This is a genomic window from Sphaerotilus sp. (assembly GCF_031429695.1).
GTDB lineage: Bacteria > Pseudomonadota > Gammaproteobacteria > Burkholderiales > Burkholderiaceae_C > Sphaerotilus.
Genome location: NZ_JANPAB010000031.1, coordinates 32,107 through 48,527, shown reverse-complemented (window position 1 = coordinate 48,527; position 16,421 = coordinate 32,107). Strand labels below are relative to the sequence as shown.

General features: G+C 69.8%; 6 protein-coding genes. 2 read left to right on the top strand and 4 right to left on the bottom strand.

What is annotated here, in order from left to right:
• Positions 1 to 320: 320 nt before the first annotated feature.
• A complete protein-coding gene (locus RMP06_RS06265) occupies positions 321 to 632 on the top strand; it encodes a hypothetical protein (protein WP_310460920.1) in 312 nt (103 codons plus the stop codon).
• A gap of 3 nt (positions 633 to 635) precedes the next feature.
• Here the strand turns inward: RMP06_RS06265 and RMP06_RS06260 are convergent, their stop codons facing one another.
• The 4 genes from RMP06_RS06260 to RMP06_RS06245 form a co-directional block, all read right to left on the bottom strand.
• Complete coding sequence (locus RMP06_RS06260; protein WP_310460919.1) at positions 636 to 1,991, bottom strand: GGDEF domain-containing protein; 1,356 nt, start codon at positions 1,989 to 1,991, stop codon at positions 636 to 638.
• A gap of 120 nt (positions 1,992 to 2,111) precedes the next feature.
• Positions 2,112 to 3,188 carry an OmpA family protein gene (locus RMP06_RS06255; RefSeq protein ID WP_310460918.1) on the bottom strand — a complete coding sequence of 359 codons (1,077 nt, stop codon included), beginning with the start codon at positions 3,186 to 3,188 and terminating at the stop codon, positions 2,112 to 2,114.
• A complete protein-coding gene (locus RMP06_RS06250; protein WP_310460917.1) occupies positions 3,185 to 6,466 on the bottom strand; it encodes a hypothetical protein in 3,282 nt (1,093 codons plus the stop codon). The genes RMP06_RS06255 and RMP06_RS06250 overlap by 4 nt, the downstream gene beginning before the upstream one ends.
• A complete protein-coding gene (locus RMP06_RS06245; protein ID WP_310460916.1) occupies positions 6,463 to 13,578 on the bottom strand; it encodes an SdrD B-like domain-containing protein in 7,116 nt (2,371 codons plus the stop codon). Before RMP06_RS06245 ends, RMP06_RS06250 begins: the two co-directional genes overlap by 4 nt.
• Positions 13,579 to 14,030: 452 nt before the next feature.
• Between RMP06_RS06245 and RMP06_RS06240 the strand changes: the two genes are divergently transcribed.
• The gene (locus RMP06_RS06240; protein ID WP_310460915.1) at positions 14,031 to 16,406 is read left to right on the top strand and encodes a UvrD-helicase domain-containing protein; all 2,376 of its coding nucleotides are present in this window, start codon (positions 14,031 to 14,033) and stop codon (positions 16,404 to 16,406) included.
• The last annotated feature ends 15 nt before the right edge of the window (positions 16,407 to 16,421 follow it).

Here is a 16,421-nt window from a genome sequence, read left to right as displayed (position 1 = left end):
AGGATTGGAAGTCCGCCATGAACCAGTTCGCGATACTCTACGGCGAGCGGTTCACCCACGCCGCCTACGGCGGCTTTCGATAACCCGGCCAACTGGCCAGTTCAACCAACCGCCTCACACACAGAAATCCGGACACTCTCCGCTACACCTCCACCACCACGTTCCGCACCTTCCCGTTCCCACCCGGCCTGACCCCCGCCGACACCGCCCACCAGCGCACCGAGCCACTCGCCGACGGTGCGCTGATCCCGGCCGACCTGGACGCCACGACACGCGCCCATGCAGAGGCCATCGCCCGCGCCGCCAAGCGCCTGAACGAGTTGCGCGAACGCTGGCTGAACCCGCCCGAGTGGTGCGACCGCGTGCCCGAGGTGGTGCCGCTGGGCATGGACCACTCGCCCTACCCGGATCGCCTCGTTGCCAAGCCCGGCCACGAAAAGGAACTCGCCAAGCGCACGCTGACCAACCTCTACAACGAGCGCCCGACCTGGCTCGCCAAGGCCCACACGGCGCTGGATGCCACCGTCGCCGCCGCCTATGGCTGGAAGGACGACGCGGCGCTCACCGAGGAAGAGATCCTGCGGCGCCTGCTGGCGCTGAACCAGGCGCGGGCGGCCACCCGCCAGCCGTGACGCTCAGCGCGCCCGGCACACCCGGTTGCGCCCGGTCTGCTTGGCCTCATACAAGGCCGCATCGGCGCGGCGCAGCAGGCGGATCTCATCGTCTTCCCCTTGCCCGAGGAAGGCCGCCACGCCGAAACTGGCCGTCACGATCCCGGCCACCGGCGACGCCGGATGCGGCAGGGCCTCGCGCGCCAGCCGCAGCAGCAGCCGCTCGGTGAGGTTCAGCGCCCCCTCCACCCCCGTGCCCGGCAGCAGCATGGCGAACTCCTCGCCGCCGTAGCGGGCGACCACGTCCAGCTCGCGGGCAAAGATCGACTTCAGGATCAGCGCGAACTGGCGCAGGCAGTCGTCCCCGGCTGCATGGCCGCAGTGGTCGTTGTAGGCCTTGAAGGCGTCGATGTCGGCCATCACCAGCGTCAGCGGCTCGCCGGAGCGGCGGGCGCGCTGGGCCTCCAGGTGAAGCTGGTCGTCGAACTCGCGCCGGTTGGCCAGCCCGGTGAGCGCGTCGGTCGTCGCGAGGTGGCTCAGGCGTTTCTGGGCCTCGTGCAGGTCGGTGGCGTCGGTCAGGCTGATGACGACGCCATCCTTCAGCGGTCGGATCTGGATGTCCAGATAGCGCAGCTGGTTCTGGCTGGTCAGCAGCACCCGGGTCACCGCCCGGTGTCCGTGCGCCTGCATGGTCAGCAGGCACTCGGCCTCGATGTTGAGCGCCACCCAGTCCACCAGCGCGTCATGCACCAGAAATCCGATCACTTCCCGCGCCTCCACGCCGAACATCTCCGTGAATACCGGGTTGACCACCAGCACCATCCAGCCCAGGTCGGCGCCCTGCGCATCGCGCACCCGGCGCAGCGCCAGCAAGGCGTCGCTGGTGGCGTCGAGCACCGATTCGAGCAACTGGTGGCGCATCTGCAGCGGATGCCCGTAGACCAGCAGCCAGTCATCGCCATCCTGGTTGTCCAGCGGCAGGATCAGGCGCTCCCAGGTGAACACGGCCAGCGAGCGGTCCGAAACGTGCACGGTATAGAGCGGCTGGTCGTGCGCCAGTGCGTCGAGGTAACACGTCTGGAAGAACGCGGAGAGCCGGCCACCGAAATCCGAGACGCGCCGGCCGGTCATGTCGCCCTGCGAGTAGCGGGCAATTTCAGCGCCGTAGTGGCCGTAGACGAACTCGTCACCCTCGCGCCGCAGCAGCATCATCCGCGGATACAGCTCCGGCCAGCGTCCGGCATGGAACATCGCCATCGAGGCCCGCGCGCGTCCCTGGCGGGTGAGCTGCCAATGGCGCAGCAGCTCACTGACATGCGGGTTGTCCACCACGTCGTCGATGCCCTGTCGAATCACCTGATGCCAAATCTGGGTCGTCATATGCCGCTGTTTCAGCGCGTCGAAAATGGTGCTCGATCGTTTTGAAGCATAACGGCATTCACGGCGCCACCGACACCCGAATCCAGGGCGCCTTCAGGAAAACCGGATTCGGAGATCGCCTCAGCGTGGCACGCCAGTGATGGTGATCTCGACGCGGCGGTTCGGCTGCAGGCACTTCGCCAGCGCTGCCTGGGTGCGCTGCGCGCACGTGACGTGCGACAGCGGTTCGGTCGCCCCACGGCCGATCGCCACGATGTCGGCTTTCACACCCTGCTGCTGCAGGTACGCCTTGATCGTTTCGGTGCGGTCGGTGGACAGCCTGGCGTTGTAGGCGTCGGTGCCGAGGCGGTCGGTGTGACCGACCAGTTCCAGCCGGTCCACCCGGGCGTAGACGCGGTCCAGCTGCGCCGCGAGCTGGTCAAGCTCGCCGCGGCCTTCGGGCAGGAGATCCTGGAGACCGCGTCGGTCGAACGCGAACAGCACGTGGGCGCTGAGTGTGGTCTTGTGAATGACCACTGGCGGTGGAGACGGCGAAGCAACCGGGGCCACAGGCGGAGGCGCCACAGGCTTTTCGGGTGGCACCACCACGGGCATGGGCTTCGCCGGGCAGGCATCAGTGGCCAGACGGGCATCGCCGATCAGGTCTTCGGCGATCTGCACATAAGGCTTGGCGTGGCGCCAGCCCTGCTGGCGGTGCTCGTTGCCGGCGTGCACGAGTTCGACTTCACCGCAGGCGACGAGCTGTTCGACGCAGCCCCAGCCGGGATGCAGCTTGAGCGCCGCGGCCTGCGCCCACAGGTCATCGCGCAGCTTCAGCGCATCATTGACCAGCGGTGTCTGCTGCGCGGGATTCTCGGCGGCACCGGGTGCACCGCCGCGGGCAAGGTAGTCCGTGATCTGGCGCGAGGCGTCGAGCGCGCCCTGCGGGAAGGCCGAGCGGTCGTTGCGCGTGTACTCATGGAAGCCCACGTCCAGCCAGCACTGCGCCTTGGCCAGCGGATAGCTGGCCAGGCGGTGGCGGCCGGTGTCGTTGAGGGCCTGGATCGCGTCCTGCTGGACCTTGTAGCCGCGGTGGTCGGCAGCGAGTGCGCCGTCGGTCACCGCGTCAGCGTGCACCAGCGGTGCAGCCGCCAGCAGGCCAAGGGCGAGCACAAGAGGGCGCAGTGCCATGCGCTGGGGAGAGGTGTTGTGGTTCATCGCGGCAGGCTGCGGTTGATGTCGGGGTTGCTGCCGGCCCAGAGGTCGGCATCGAACTTGTAGCGCAGGCGCAAGTAGACGCCTCGGGCGGTGTAGTCGCTCGACAGGTCACGGTCGCTGAAACCGGCCCAGTTGAAGCCGGCAGACAGCCACAGGTTGGTGCTGACGAGGTAGCCGGCCTCGACGCCGATCGACTTCTGCAGCGACGCGCCATTCTGGCCATCGGCCTTGCCACGCATCACGCTGGCCTGCAGGCCCAGGTCCCAGTCCTCGGTGAGGTCGTAGATCAGCCGGCCGCCGAGCAGCCACGCTTGGTAGCGGTCGTCGCCGCCGCCCTGCGTGTTCGGGAAGCGCTCGCGCACGTCCTTGGCCGCGACGCGGGCCGAGGTCCACCAGACCCGGCTCGGGTGGAAATTCGCCTGCAGCGCGCCGACATGGACGCGCCGCGCCTCGTCGGTGGCGTTGATGTTGTCCTCGGTCTTGTATTCATACTTGCCGAGCACATCGAGCCGGTTGTGGTCCACCGGCCGGTAGGCGAAGCCGATCTGGAAGCGGTCCTGCCAGCCGTCCGGGCGGGCACCGTGGTTGTCGGTGGCGAGGTAGTAGTTGCGGGCCAGCGCGGTCCAGTCGCGGTCGAGCTTGCGCACCACGGTCAGCGTGGAGAGCCAGCTGTCCTGCGTCACGTTGGTCGACACGGCATCCAGCCGGCGCCATTCCAGCCGGCCCGAGGCCTTCCACCACTCGCTGGCGGTGTAGTCGGCGCCCAGCGCGGCGGCGGTGGCGTTCTGGCCGGTGCCATCGAGGATCTTCAGCCGCTCCAGCCCGGTGGTCAGCGCCAGGCCTTCGGCGACGTGCCAGACATTGCGCACGCCGGTGGCGACCTGCGAGGCGCGGCCGTCGCTGGCGTCGCGCAGCCGGTATTCGCTGAAGACGTTGCCGCCTTCCATGTAGCTGCCGTCGATGCCGAGCGCGATGGCGTTGCTGTGCGCGGCGCTGTCGAGCGCGTACTGCGAGGACAGGCCGGTCTGCGACTCGCCGCGCAGATAGAGCCGCGTGCGCTCGGCGAGCTGGTAGCTGGCGCCGAGTTCCACGCGGTGGCGGTCGTCGCCGGTCACGTCGGCTTCGGCAAGCGCACGCAGCGTGAGCCGGTCGGTGGCCTTGAACGCGGCGGTGACAAACGCAGTGGTGGCCTCCAGATCGGGCACGGTGCCGGGCGCGGCCCCGGTGGTCGCCAGCGCGTTGTTGACGTTGAACAGCGTGCTGCTGCCCGCGCCGCTGAAGCCGCCTTCCGCGCCGGGCGTGAAGTAGCTGCCCGCGCTCGGGTTGGCGCCGAGCGTGGCGAGTGCGCCGCTGATCCGGCCGCGCTCTTCGATGCGGCGCAGGCCGCCGCCGAGCGTCAGCGCCGGTGTCACCGCCACCTCGGCGCCGACGGTCAGGCCGGTGCGGCGGGCGTCGTTGCCGGTGTCCTCGGTGCGCTGGGCATCGGCCTTGAGCGTGACGGTGTCGGTGGTCTTGAGCGCCGCCGAAGCGCCGACCTGCTGGCTGCCGGGCTGCACACCCGCAGCGGTGTTGGCGAAGCCGGCACCCGTGCGGCTGGCGTAGACCTTGGCGGTGAGCGTGTCGCTGCGGTGGGCCAGCTCGATGCGGCCAGCGCGGCCGATCGTCGTGTCACCGCCGGGCAGCGGGGTGTTGCCGACGCCGGTCAGCGTCGGGCGCAGCGCGGCGAGGTCCGCGTCGGTGAACGCGAGTTCGGCGATCAGGCTGGTCTGCGCGCTCAGCTTGACGCCGGTGTTGACGCTGGCCAGGCGGAAGCGTGCGTTCGGGTTGCGGTCTTCCACGGCACTGCCGCCGACGGTGAGCCGCTCGCCAAGGTTGACCTGCGCATCGGCGCCAGCCAGCCAGAAGGCCGCGCCGCCCTGGTCGATCTCGTAGCTGATGCGCAGGGAGACAGGGTTGCCGTCGGCGTCCTGGCTAGGCACCGGGCGGGTCAGCAGGATGCGGCCGCTGAAGGGCTCGAAGCTGTAGTCGTTGAGCCGAACCAGCGTCGTCACCGAGAGCACGGTGTCGCGGTTGTTGCGGTCGCGCACGACGAGCTGCACCTGCTCGCTGTTCTCCAGCGCCTGCGTGCCGCTGACGGCAAAGGGGCCGCTGGTGCCGTTGGCCTGGACCTCCTCGACGACGTGGCGCAGCGTGTCGCGACTGGCGTAGGCATTGGCCACGCCGGTCGGCGTTTCCCAGTGGCCGCGCACGCCGGTCATCACCCGGTTGTAGGCGCCGAGCTGGCGCATCCGGGTACCGGCCACGACGCCGCCACCAGCCGCAGCCGTGTAGGCGTCACCGGTCGAGAAGTCGCCGTAGAGCAGGAAATGGCGGTCCTTGTCGAGCCGCACGAAGAGCTTGGACGAGCTTTTCGCCTCGAAGCCCTTGACGCTGGCGTCGCCGTAGACCGGGTAGAACTCTTCCGGCTTGATGTCGTTGAGCAGGCGGGCGCGGGTGTCCTTGTCGCTGTCGTAGGCCATGGTCAGCAGCATGTCGCCGCGGATCTTGCCCTTCAGGAACAGCGCGGCCCGCGCCGCCGCCAGACCACGGCCGTTGTCGAAGCTGCGGCTCCACTGGCGCAGTTCGGTCTCGAAGCCGTCGTCCACGCGGGCGGGCGTGATGGCGCTGTCGTAGCGGCGGCGGGTGCTGCCGATCACGCCCTCGACCAGACCGGCGGCGATCATCTCGCGCAGGTCCGGCGAGAAGCCGATCAGGCCGGACACCTCGGCCTCGCCCGCCGTGAGCCGCAGCAGCACGTCCTCGGGCTGGCTCGGGGCAATCAGGCTGAAGGTGGCGGTGCCGCCGACGACCTTCAGCTGCGTGCCAGGCACGCGGCGGTCGGCGTCCTTGCGGCTCGGGCCGAACTCGTCGGTGGCCGTGCCCTGCATCTGCAGGCGGGCGGTGCCGCTGTGCTCGATGGTGACGAGCACGGGCTCCTTGAGCAGCGCGCCATCGCGGTCGTGCACCGTCACGGTGAGGGTGACCGGCGTGACGCCGTCGGCCGTGGCACCGGCACCGCGCACCTCGACCTTGAGCTGCCCGACCCGGGCATTGGCGGCGTACTGGCCGTCGAGCACGATCGCCGGGGCGGTCGTGCTGGTGACCGGGGTGAACAGCGGCTGGTAGCGGGAGGTGGTGTCGCCCGGCTCGGCGCGTGCCGCGCCGGCACCAAGCAACACCACCACCGCCGCAACGGCGTGGAGGGCACGGGTCTGAACTGGCATCGTGGTCTGTCTCATTGCGCAGCTCCGGTGGCGGAGCCGCTGTCTGGCTGGCGCGGTCTGACCGTGCCGCCACGCTGTCGGGCGCTGTCGGTGGCCTGGGCCGGGGCGGTGACCGGCTTGCCATCGAAACGCAGCACCTGGCCGCGCTTCTCGGTGTCCGCGGCCTGCGTCTCGCCGCGGGCGCGGCGGGCCTTGACCTGCTCCAGCACACGGTTCGAGCAGCTGCCCTCGACCACATCGGCACGGTGCAGCTCGCCGTTCTTCAGGTCGAGGAACAGGCTGCCGGCGTCGCCCGCATTGCGGCTGGACGTCGTGGTCAGGCGGCTGCCGCGCGGCAGGGTCGTCTGGTCGACCACCATCACCTGCGTGCGCGGCGCCAGACCGCAGACGCTGTACTTGCCCTCCACATCGCTGATGAGGCTGGTGCCGTCGGTGAGGTACAGGCGCACCCCCGGAATGCCCAGTTCCTCGTCGTCCTGCACGTGGTTGTTGTTGCAGTCGACGAACACCTTGCCGACCACGCAGGCCTCGGCCGCGAACACGCCCCCGGTGACCCGGACGCGGAACTGGCTGACGTTGGAGCAGAGCGCGTTCGGCGTGGTGCCGCAGGTGGCGCCCGGGTTGCCGGTGGCCTGCGCGCTGTTGATGCCAGTGCCCTGCAATGCGCCAACGCCGACGCGGACACGGTAGGTCAGCGTGACCGTGCTGCCCGAGGCCATTGCGCCCAGCGAGAAGCGCAGCACAGGGCCGGGCTTGCCGATCGGGTCGGCGACGCTGACGCCATTCACCTGCGCCGTGCCATCGATGTAGCGGAAGCCGGCCGGCAGCGTGTCCACCACGTCCAGCGCCGGCAACAGCGCGCGGCCGCTGTCCGAGCGTTTGACCACCACGGTGTAACGCACCGAATCACCGAGTTCTACCTGCGCACGGTCGCCGGTCTTGATGACCAGCAGCGCCGGGACGACGGACGGGTCGAGCGGAATGTGGTTGTTCACCACGTCCGGACCAGCGGCCGGATCGAGCCGCAGCGACGTGTACCACGCCGTGGACTCGGTGCCGGTGGGTGCGGCGTTCTGCGTCTGCACGGTGCAGATGCCCCCCGCCGCACCATTGGTGCAGCCGACCGGCGGGGTCAGCGTGCCGGCTTGCGCGGTCAGCGTGCGGCTGACCACGTAGTCGCTCGTCGGCGTGATGCGCAGCTGGTAGGTCGCCGCGCCCGGGCAGCCCGTCGGCACCGGGTTGTGCAGCAGGAAGCTGTACGCCCCCGCCAGCGGGCCGGCCGCCGAGGTGACGACGCTGGTCGCGCCGCCGACCAGGCAGCTCGCCGGCACAGCCGCGCCAGCCGCGTCCAGCAACTCGACGCGCACACCGCCCACGGGCACGCGGGTGTCCGTGCCGTAGACGATCCCGCTCGGGTCCAGCGGCAGGCTCTGGTTGATGCGGGCGCGCTGGCCGGCCGGCACGGTGAGGTTGCGGATCGTGCCGCTGGTCACCACACCGGTGCCGGTGGCGGCGGTCGGGTCGTTGCCACCTGCCGGGTCGTTGGAGACCGGGCGGCCGTAGTAGGCACCGCTGACCTTGTCGAGGAAACGCACCAGGTAGCCACTGCCCGGCACCAGGCCGTCCACGCGGTAGTCGCCCAGCGCGTCCGTGACCGCCGAGCCTTGCAGCACCTCCAGGCCCCCGATGACGAGATAGACCTCGGCCTGCATGCCCGACACGCCCGACTCCCCCCCGTTCTGCGCACGGTCATGGTTCACGTCCAGCCAGACCCGGCCGGTGACGGCACCGGCCTGCTGGACCGGGGTCGGGTCGGTGCCGGTGTTGTTGTCCGCCGTACCGCCGGCGCCAGACTCGCCACCGCCGCTGACACGGACCTGGTTGACCAGCGCCGTGCCGGCCGCCACCGAGCACAGCCCGCCGGCATCCGGCGTCGCGCAGGCACCGGCGGCGACGTTCACGACCAGCGTGATCGGCGCGGCGCTGGCGCCAGCGGCGACCACCACGCCCGACGTGCAGGTGGCACTCGTCGCGCCGACCACGGTCGGGCTGCAGTCCCAGCCGATACCCGTGGGAACGGCCGCGACCGCCATGCCGGCCGGCAACGTGTCCACCACCGTGTACGGCAGGCTGGTCGCGAAACCACCCGTGTTGCGCGCGGTGATGGTGTAGGTACCGGTGTGGCGCTCGGTGAAGGTCGCCGGGCTGTGGGTCTTGCTGACCTGCAGGTCCGGCTGGCCGAGCACGTTGACCGTGACCGTGGCCGTGTCGCAGGCCACCGGGGTGGTGGCCGGGTTGACACAGATCTGGTAGGTCAGCGTGTAGGCGCCGGGCGCCGTGTTGGCCGGCACGGTGAGACGACCTTGTGCATCGACCGCGGCGCCCGTCAGGCCGCCCGGGTTCGTCAGCGTGACCGTGAGCCGGGCGGGCGTGACCGGGGCGCCACCGAGGGTGTCGTTGACGAGCAGGTCAAGGGTGCTGCCCGTGGCGGGCACGGTCGCCGGCCCGTCGTTGACGGCGTCGATCACCGGCAGTGAAGCCGAGGTGCTGTTGTTGCCACCGGGGCCGGTGCCGCCCTGGGTGTCGTTGGTGGCACCGGTCAGGCCAGTCAGGGCGACCACGCCACTGGCGGGCACCGTGGCCGTGAGAGCGCAGACGATGGCGCTGCCCGCCGGCAGGCTGGCCACCGGCAAGGTCACGGCCACGCCGCCGACCGTGCAGGCGCCGACACTGGCCCCCGTGGCGGCGCAGGTGGCCTGCGTCGCCGCGGTCGGGCCGCTGTTGCTGCAGGTCAGCGTACCGGTGACGGTGCTGCCGGGTGACGCTGCGCCAGGCAGGCCCGCGAAGGACGGGACCATGTCGGCACCCTGCACGGTGACCAGCACGGTCGCCTGGTCGCACACGGCAGACGAACTGGCCGCGCAAATCTGGTAGGTCAGCGCATAGCTGCCCGGAGCGGTGCCAGCCGGGACAACGAGTTCGCCGGTCGCGGCGTCCAGGGTCGCGCCGATCAGGCTGCTGGTGTCGACCAGCGTCGGCACGACCTGTGCCACGCCGACGGCGCTGCCGCCGAGCGTGTCATTGCCGTACAGCGGCACACGCGCGCCGGTGCTCGGCACGGTGGCCGGGCCGTCGCTGACGGCGTCGATCATCGCGGCAGTGCTGCTGACGCTGTTGTTGCCGCCAGTGGTCAGACCGCCGTTGCTGTCGTTGGTCGCGCCGGTCGTGCCGGTGAAGACCACCGACGTGGCCGTTTCACGGCTGCCACCCGGAGCGCCAGGGGCTGTGTAGCCGAAGGTGCAGACGGTGGCGGTGCCCGCAGCGACGGTGCCGCCGGTGGCCGGTGCGCACTGCAGGTTGGTGACGGTGCCGACCGAGGCGCTCGGCTGACACAGCGCACCGGTGGCAGCCGACAAGCCGACCGCATTGCGGCAGGTCAGGCTCAGGCCCGACAGCGATTGACCCGGGCGCACAACCGTCGGCAGGCCCGAGAAGGTCGGTGTCATGTCGGACGAGTTCACCGTGACGGTGAGCGTCGCGGTGTCACAGGACGCGGCGTCCGGCGCCGGTGCGCAGACCTGGTAGACGACGGTGCAGGCGCCGCTGGCGGGCATGTCGTAGGTGGCGAGGCCGGTCGGGCCCATGCTGGCGAAGGCGCAGGTGCCGCCGGTGCGGGTGAAGGTGCTGCCGGTGGGGAACTGGTCGTTGTCGGCGACGTTGGTGGTCTGGCCGGTCAGGCTGGCGGGATGGGCGTCGGCGTCGTCGACCGCATCGATCAGGGTGGCGGAGGCCAGCGTCAGGTTGTTGCCGTTGGCGCTGGTGCCACCGTTGCTGTCGTTGACTGCGCCGGTCTGGCCGCGGAAGACGACGGCAGTGGCCGGTTCATCGGCACCACCACGGCTGCCGGGCGCCGTGTACGCAAAGGTGCAGGCGATGGCCGCACCGGCCGCGAGTTCGGCGCCGGGTGCAGGCGTGCAGACCAGATCGCCGATGGTGCCGACCGAGGCGTCGGGCGCGCAGGTCGGCGAGGTCGCCACCGCGCCACCCGCCGCGTTGGTGCAGGTCAGCGTCAGGCCGGTGTAGCGCTGGCCGGGACCGACCACACGCGGCAGGCTGCCGAAGGTCGGCGACAGATCGGCTGCGCCAGCCGTGACAGTGAGGGTCGCGAAGTCGCAGGTGGTCTGGGCCGGTGCCGGGGCACAGAGCTGGTAGGTGACGGTGCAATTGCCGCTGGCCGGCACGTCGTAGGTGGCCAGACCGGCCAGGCCCACGCTGGCGTTGGCGCAGGTGCCGCCGGTGCCGGCGAAGGTGCTGCCGGTGGGGTACTGGTCGTTCGGTGCCAGCGGTGTGGTGCGGCCGGTGGTGCCCCCGGGCTGGCCGACGTTGTCGTCCACCGCGTCGATCACCGTCGCGGGCGACTGGACGACGTTGTTGGCGGCGTTGGTGTCGTTGGCGGCACCGGTCGTGCCCGTGAAGAGGACGGAAAGCACGGGTTCGTCCACCCCGCCCTGCACGCCGGGGGCCGTGTAGCTGAAGGTGCAGGCGATCGCGGCGCCGACGGCGACCGAGCCCCCCGCCGCCGGGCTGCAGACCACGGCGGAGACCGTGCCGGCGCTGACCGTCGGTGCGCAACTGGCGGCCGTGGCGGCGCCGGTGGTGGCGATGTTGGTGCAGGTCAGGCCCAGGCCGGTGAGGGCCTGACCGGGGCGGACGACGGTTGGCAGGCCGCTGAAGGTCGCGGACATGTCGGCGCCAGTGGCCGTCACGGTGAGTGTGGCGGTGTCGCAGGCGGTCGAGTTCGGTGCCGGCGCACAGACCTGGTAGGCCACGGTGCAGGAACCGCTGGCCGGCACGTCGTAGGTGGCGAGGCCGGACGCGGACACGCTGGCGTTGGCGCAGGTGCCGCCGACGCGCGGGGTGTAGACGCTGCCGAGGGGGATCTGGTCGTTGGCGTCGAGCGCGGTGGTCTGGCCGGTCGCCCCGCCGGGGCGGGTGGTCGATTCGTCCAGCGCATCGATGACAACGGCAGCGGCCGTGACGAGGTTATTGCCACCGGTGGTCACACCGCCGTTGAGGTCGTTGGCTGCACCGGTCGTGCCGGTGAAGGTCACGGCGGTGGTCGGCTCGTCGGCGCCGCCCTGGGTGCCGGGGGCCTGGTACGAGAAGCTGCAGGCCTGCACGGCCCCGCTGGCGACATCGGCACCGACCAGCGGTGCGCAGACCACGTTGCCGACGGTGCCGACGCTGGCCTGCGGCTGGCAGAGTGTGCCGCGCGCGGTGGCCGCACTGGTGCCGCCGGCGACGTTGGTGCAGTTGAGGGTCAGACCGGTGTAGAGCTGCCCCGGGTGCACGGCGCCGGGCAACGCGCCGAAGGTCGGCACCATGTCGGCGCCAGGGCCGACCACGATGGTGGCGGTGGCGGTGTCGCAGACCGCGGGCGTCAGCGCCGGACTGGCGCAGAGCTGGTAGGTCACCGTGTAGGTGCCGGGCAGCGTCGTGGCGGTGGTGCTGAACGCACCACTGGACGGGTCGATCGACGATCCGGGCGTCGGTCCGGCGAGCACGGTCAACGACACGCTGCCGAAGGTCACGGCGGCCACGCCGCGGGTGTCGTTGGCCAGCACGGCCAGCGAGACCGCGGTGCCGTACGGCGTGGTCGTGGTCTCGTCCAGGGCATCGATCAGCGGGACCGAGGCGGTGGTGGTGTTGTTCGCGGCGGTGGCGTCGTTGGTGGCACCGGTGGTGCCGGTGAACAGCACGGCCGTGTCCACCGTGTCGCTGCCACCCGCCGTGCCAGGCGCGGTGTAGCTGAAGGTGCAGGCAATGCTGGCACCCGCCACCACGGTGCTGCCGGAGGCCGGCGCGCAGTTCACGGCGCTGACGACACCCGCCGAGGCGGTCGGCACACAGGTCGCGGCCAGCGCGGCGGCACCGACGGCGGCGTTCGAACAGGTCAAGGTCAGGCCGGACGTGGTCACGCCCGGACTGAGCAGTGCAGGCAGGTTGCTGAACACCGGGCTCATGTCCGCCGTCGTCGGGACGGTCACGTTCACCGACCCGGCGCTCGGGTTGTTGCCGGCGGTCGGCACGGCGCCGCCATTGGTGTCATTGAGTGCGCCGGTGCCGCCGGTCAGGTTGAGAAGCCCGCTGACCGTGGGCGTGAAGGTGATGCTGCAGGCACGGCTGCTGCCGCTGGCGAGCAGACCGGTCAGCGTGCCGCAGCCGGCGCTGCGCACGGCGCCGACGGGCAGCGTGCCGGTGAAATCGCAGGACGGGTTGATCGCCACGTCCGGGCCGTTGTTGGTGCAGGTCAGCGCGCAGCTCGTCGGCGCTCCGGCCGCCACCGTTCCGGGCGTGCACACGATGGGTGTCGGCACCATGTCCGCATCCGGCACACCGCCGGCAATGCCGTACTGGCGGAACGCTTCACGCACCGAGCCCGGGCCCACGGCGGCCACTTCGAGACCGAAGGCGAAGTCGATGTTGCCGACCATGCCGGTGTAGACCGCCGTCGCGGCCACGTTGGGCGTGGTGCTCAGCAGCGGATAGAAGACGTAGTTGCCCGTGCCGCCATAGTTCGAATCATTGCAGCCGACCGCTGTGCCGTTTGCGCAGACCACGGGCGAATAGGCCACGCCCCCTGCGTTCAGCGCGGTGGTGCTTTCCAGTTGCGGCCCGATCACGACGTTGACCGTGGGGGTGATGATCTCGAACCGCTCCCGATAGCCGCCCGAAACGGTACTCTGCATGCCATCGGTGTCCAGGCTGGTGAAGTACACCGGCCCCGGCAGCGGGTTGTCGGTGGTGGTGCCCGGGTTGACGAACCGCAGGCGGAACCGCACCTGCGACACCGCACCCGGTGCCAGGTTCGTGCCGACCTTGCCGTCGATGTAGGACGCGCCAGCACCCACCGTACCGACGGCAGCTTCATAGACGGTCGCGCCATTGGTGGTCGAGATCACCTCCAGCAGGATGTCGCGCGGATTCGCGCCAGCCACCGCGTTGCTGAAACGGGTGATGCTGCCCACCGTGTTGCAGCTGCCACCGCCGACGCAGCTGGCCGATGCCCAGTTGAATGACGATGCCTGCGCCACCGGGGCCAGCAGACCGCCCAGCAGCAGCAGCACAGCCCATCGAGCCAGCGCCCGGAGGACGGAAACCGGAACCGTGAGAAAACGACGAGCACCTGCGGTGTACGAGGACATATCCAGCCTTGATTTTCTTGTTGGTGAGCGAGCGTACGGACCATGCGCCACAGCGGCCGGCGCACGCACCAATGCCGCTGAAATCCATTCGGGAGCCTCACAGGGCGAGCCACCCAGCCGCTTTTTCAGTGGTTCAAAGGCTAACCGGATGTGGTAACACTTCGCACCTTCGCGTGAACTTTAGCGAAGATTTCGTCTAGAAAATCACGGCGACAAACGGAGATTTGGCGACAAACTGTGACAACAGATTCGTTTTTATCACTTGCATTCAGGTAATTTGCAAAGAAATTCTTCCCGATATCGTAAAACTGAAAGTTTTTCCCGTCACAGGCGCAGGGCATGAGCCAGTACCGGGCGGCACGTAGAATTTCCCCATGCTCGATACCCCGACTCCCCACGATCCCTCCGCGCCGGTGTCGTCGCGCCTGCTGGCGAACCTCAACCCGGAGCAGCTCGCCGCGGTGACGCTGCCGCCCGAGCCGGGGCTCATCCTGGCGGGCGCTGGCTCGGGCAAGACCCGCGTGCTGACCACCCGCATCGCCTGGCTGCTGCAGACCGGGCAGGTCTCGCCGGCCGGGCTGCTGGCGGTGACCTTCACGAACAAGGCCGCCAAGGAGATGCTGACCCGCCTCGGCGCGATGCTGCCGTTCAATGTGCGCGGCATGTGGATCGGCACCTTCCACGGCCTGTGCAACCGCTTCCTGCGCGCGCACTGGAAACAGGCCGCCCTGCCGCAGTCGTTCCAGATCCTCGACAGCGGCGATTCGCTCAGTGCCGTCAAGCGGGTCATCAAGGCGATGAAGCTCGACGAGGAACGCTTTGTTCCGAAGCAAGTGGCGTGGTTCATCGCCGGCGCCAAGGAAGAAGGCAAGCGCCCGAAGGACGTGGACATCCACGACCCGCACAGCCAGAAGCTCGCCGAGGTCTACCAGGCGTATGAAGACCAGTGCCAGCGCGAGGGTGTGGTCGATTTTGCCGAGCTGATGCTGCGCAGTTACGAGCTGATGCGCGACGATGCCGCCCTGCGCCAGCACTACCGCCAGCGCTTCCAGCACATCCTCGTCGACGAGTTCCAGGACACCAACCGGCTCCAGTACGCCTGGCTGAAGATGTTCGCCGGCGATCCGGCCAAGGGCGACGTGCCGTGTGCGGTGTTCGCGGTGGGCGACGACGACCAGAGCATCTACGCCTTCCGCGGCGCCCGTGTGGGCAACATGGCCGACTTCGAGCGCGAATTCCGGGTCGCGAAACTCATCAAGCTGGAGCGCAACTACCGCAGCTTCGGCAACATCCTCGACTCGGCCAATGCGCTGATCTCGCGCAACACCGGGCGTCTGGGCAAGAACCTGCGCACCGAGGCAGGGCCGGGCGAGCCGGTGCGCGTCTACGAAGCCACCAGCGATTTCGCCGAGGCAGCGTGGCTGCTGGAAGAGCTGCAGCAGTTGCACCGCGGTGGCATGGCGCGCTCGGAATGCGCTTTGCTCTACCGCAGCAATGCGCAGTCGCGGGTGCTGGAGTCCGCGCTGTTCAATGCAGGCGTGCCCTACCGGGTCTATGGCGGCTTGCGCTTCTTCGAGCGGGCCGAGGTCAAGCACGCACTGGCCTACCTGCGCCTGATCGAGAACCCGAACGACGACACGAGCTTCCTGCGCGTCGTCAACTTCCCCGCCCGCGGCATCGGCACGCGCTCGGTGGAGCAGCTGCAGGAGGTCGCGCGCAGCAGCGGACGCAGCCTCTACCAAGGAGTCAGCGGCCTGAGCGGCACGGCGGGCGCAAAGGTGGCCGGCTTCAACCGCCTGATCGACGGCCTGCGCGCAAGCACCCAGGGCCACACGCTGCGGGTCATCATCGAACAGGTGCTGGCCACCAGCGGACTGGTGGACTTCTACCGCACGGAGAAGGAAGGCCAGGACCGCATCGAGAACCTGGAGGAACTCGTCAATGCGGCGGAAGCGTTCGTGACGATCGAGGGCTTCGGCAAGGATGCGGTGGCGCTGCCGGTGGACGAGATGGGGCAGACCGCGAACGCGTTGCTGCCGGACGCGGAGACCGGCGAGATCCTGTCACCGCTGGCCGCCTTCCTGACGCACGCGGCGCTGGAAGCCGGCGACAACCAGGCGCAAGCCGGGCAGGACGCCGTGCAGATGATGACCGTCCACGCCGCCAAGGGGCTGGAGTTCGACGCCGTCTTCATCACCGGGCTGGAGGAAGGGCTGTTCCCGCACGAGAACGCGGCGACAGAAGCGGACGGGCTGGAGGAAGAGCGCCGGCTGATGTACGTCGCCATCACCCGGGCGCGCCAGCGGCTCTACATCAGCCACAGCCAGACGCGGATGCTGCACGGGCAGACGCGCTACAACGTCAAGAGCCGCTTCCTGGACGAGTTGCCCGAGGAGTCGCTGAAGTGGCTCACGCCGAAGCGGCAAAGCTTCGGGTCGGGTTCAGGCAGCGGGTTCGGCAGTGGGTTTGGCAGCAGCTACGGCAGCACACCCAAACCCGCGTGGACACCCGCCTCAGCGCCGCCTCCGTCCTGGGCCGCTCCGGTGCCGGCCGCGATGGTGCGCAGTGCGGCCGACTCCGCCGGACATGGCCTGCGGGTGAGACAAGCGGTGTTCCACAACAAGTTCGGCGAGGGGGTGGTGCTCGCGCTCGAAGGCAAGGGGCAGGACGCCCGTGCCCAGGTCAGCTTCGGCCGCCACGGCACCAAGTGGCTGGCGCTCAGTGTGGCGAAGCTGACGCCGATCGACTGACGGGCGCTGCCGGTG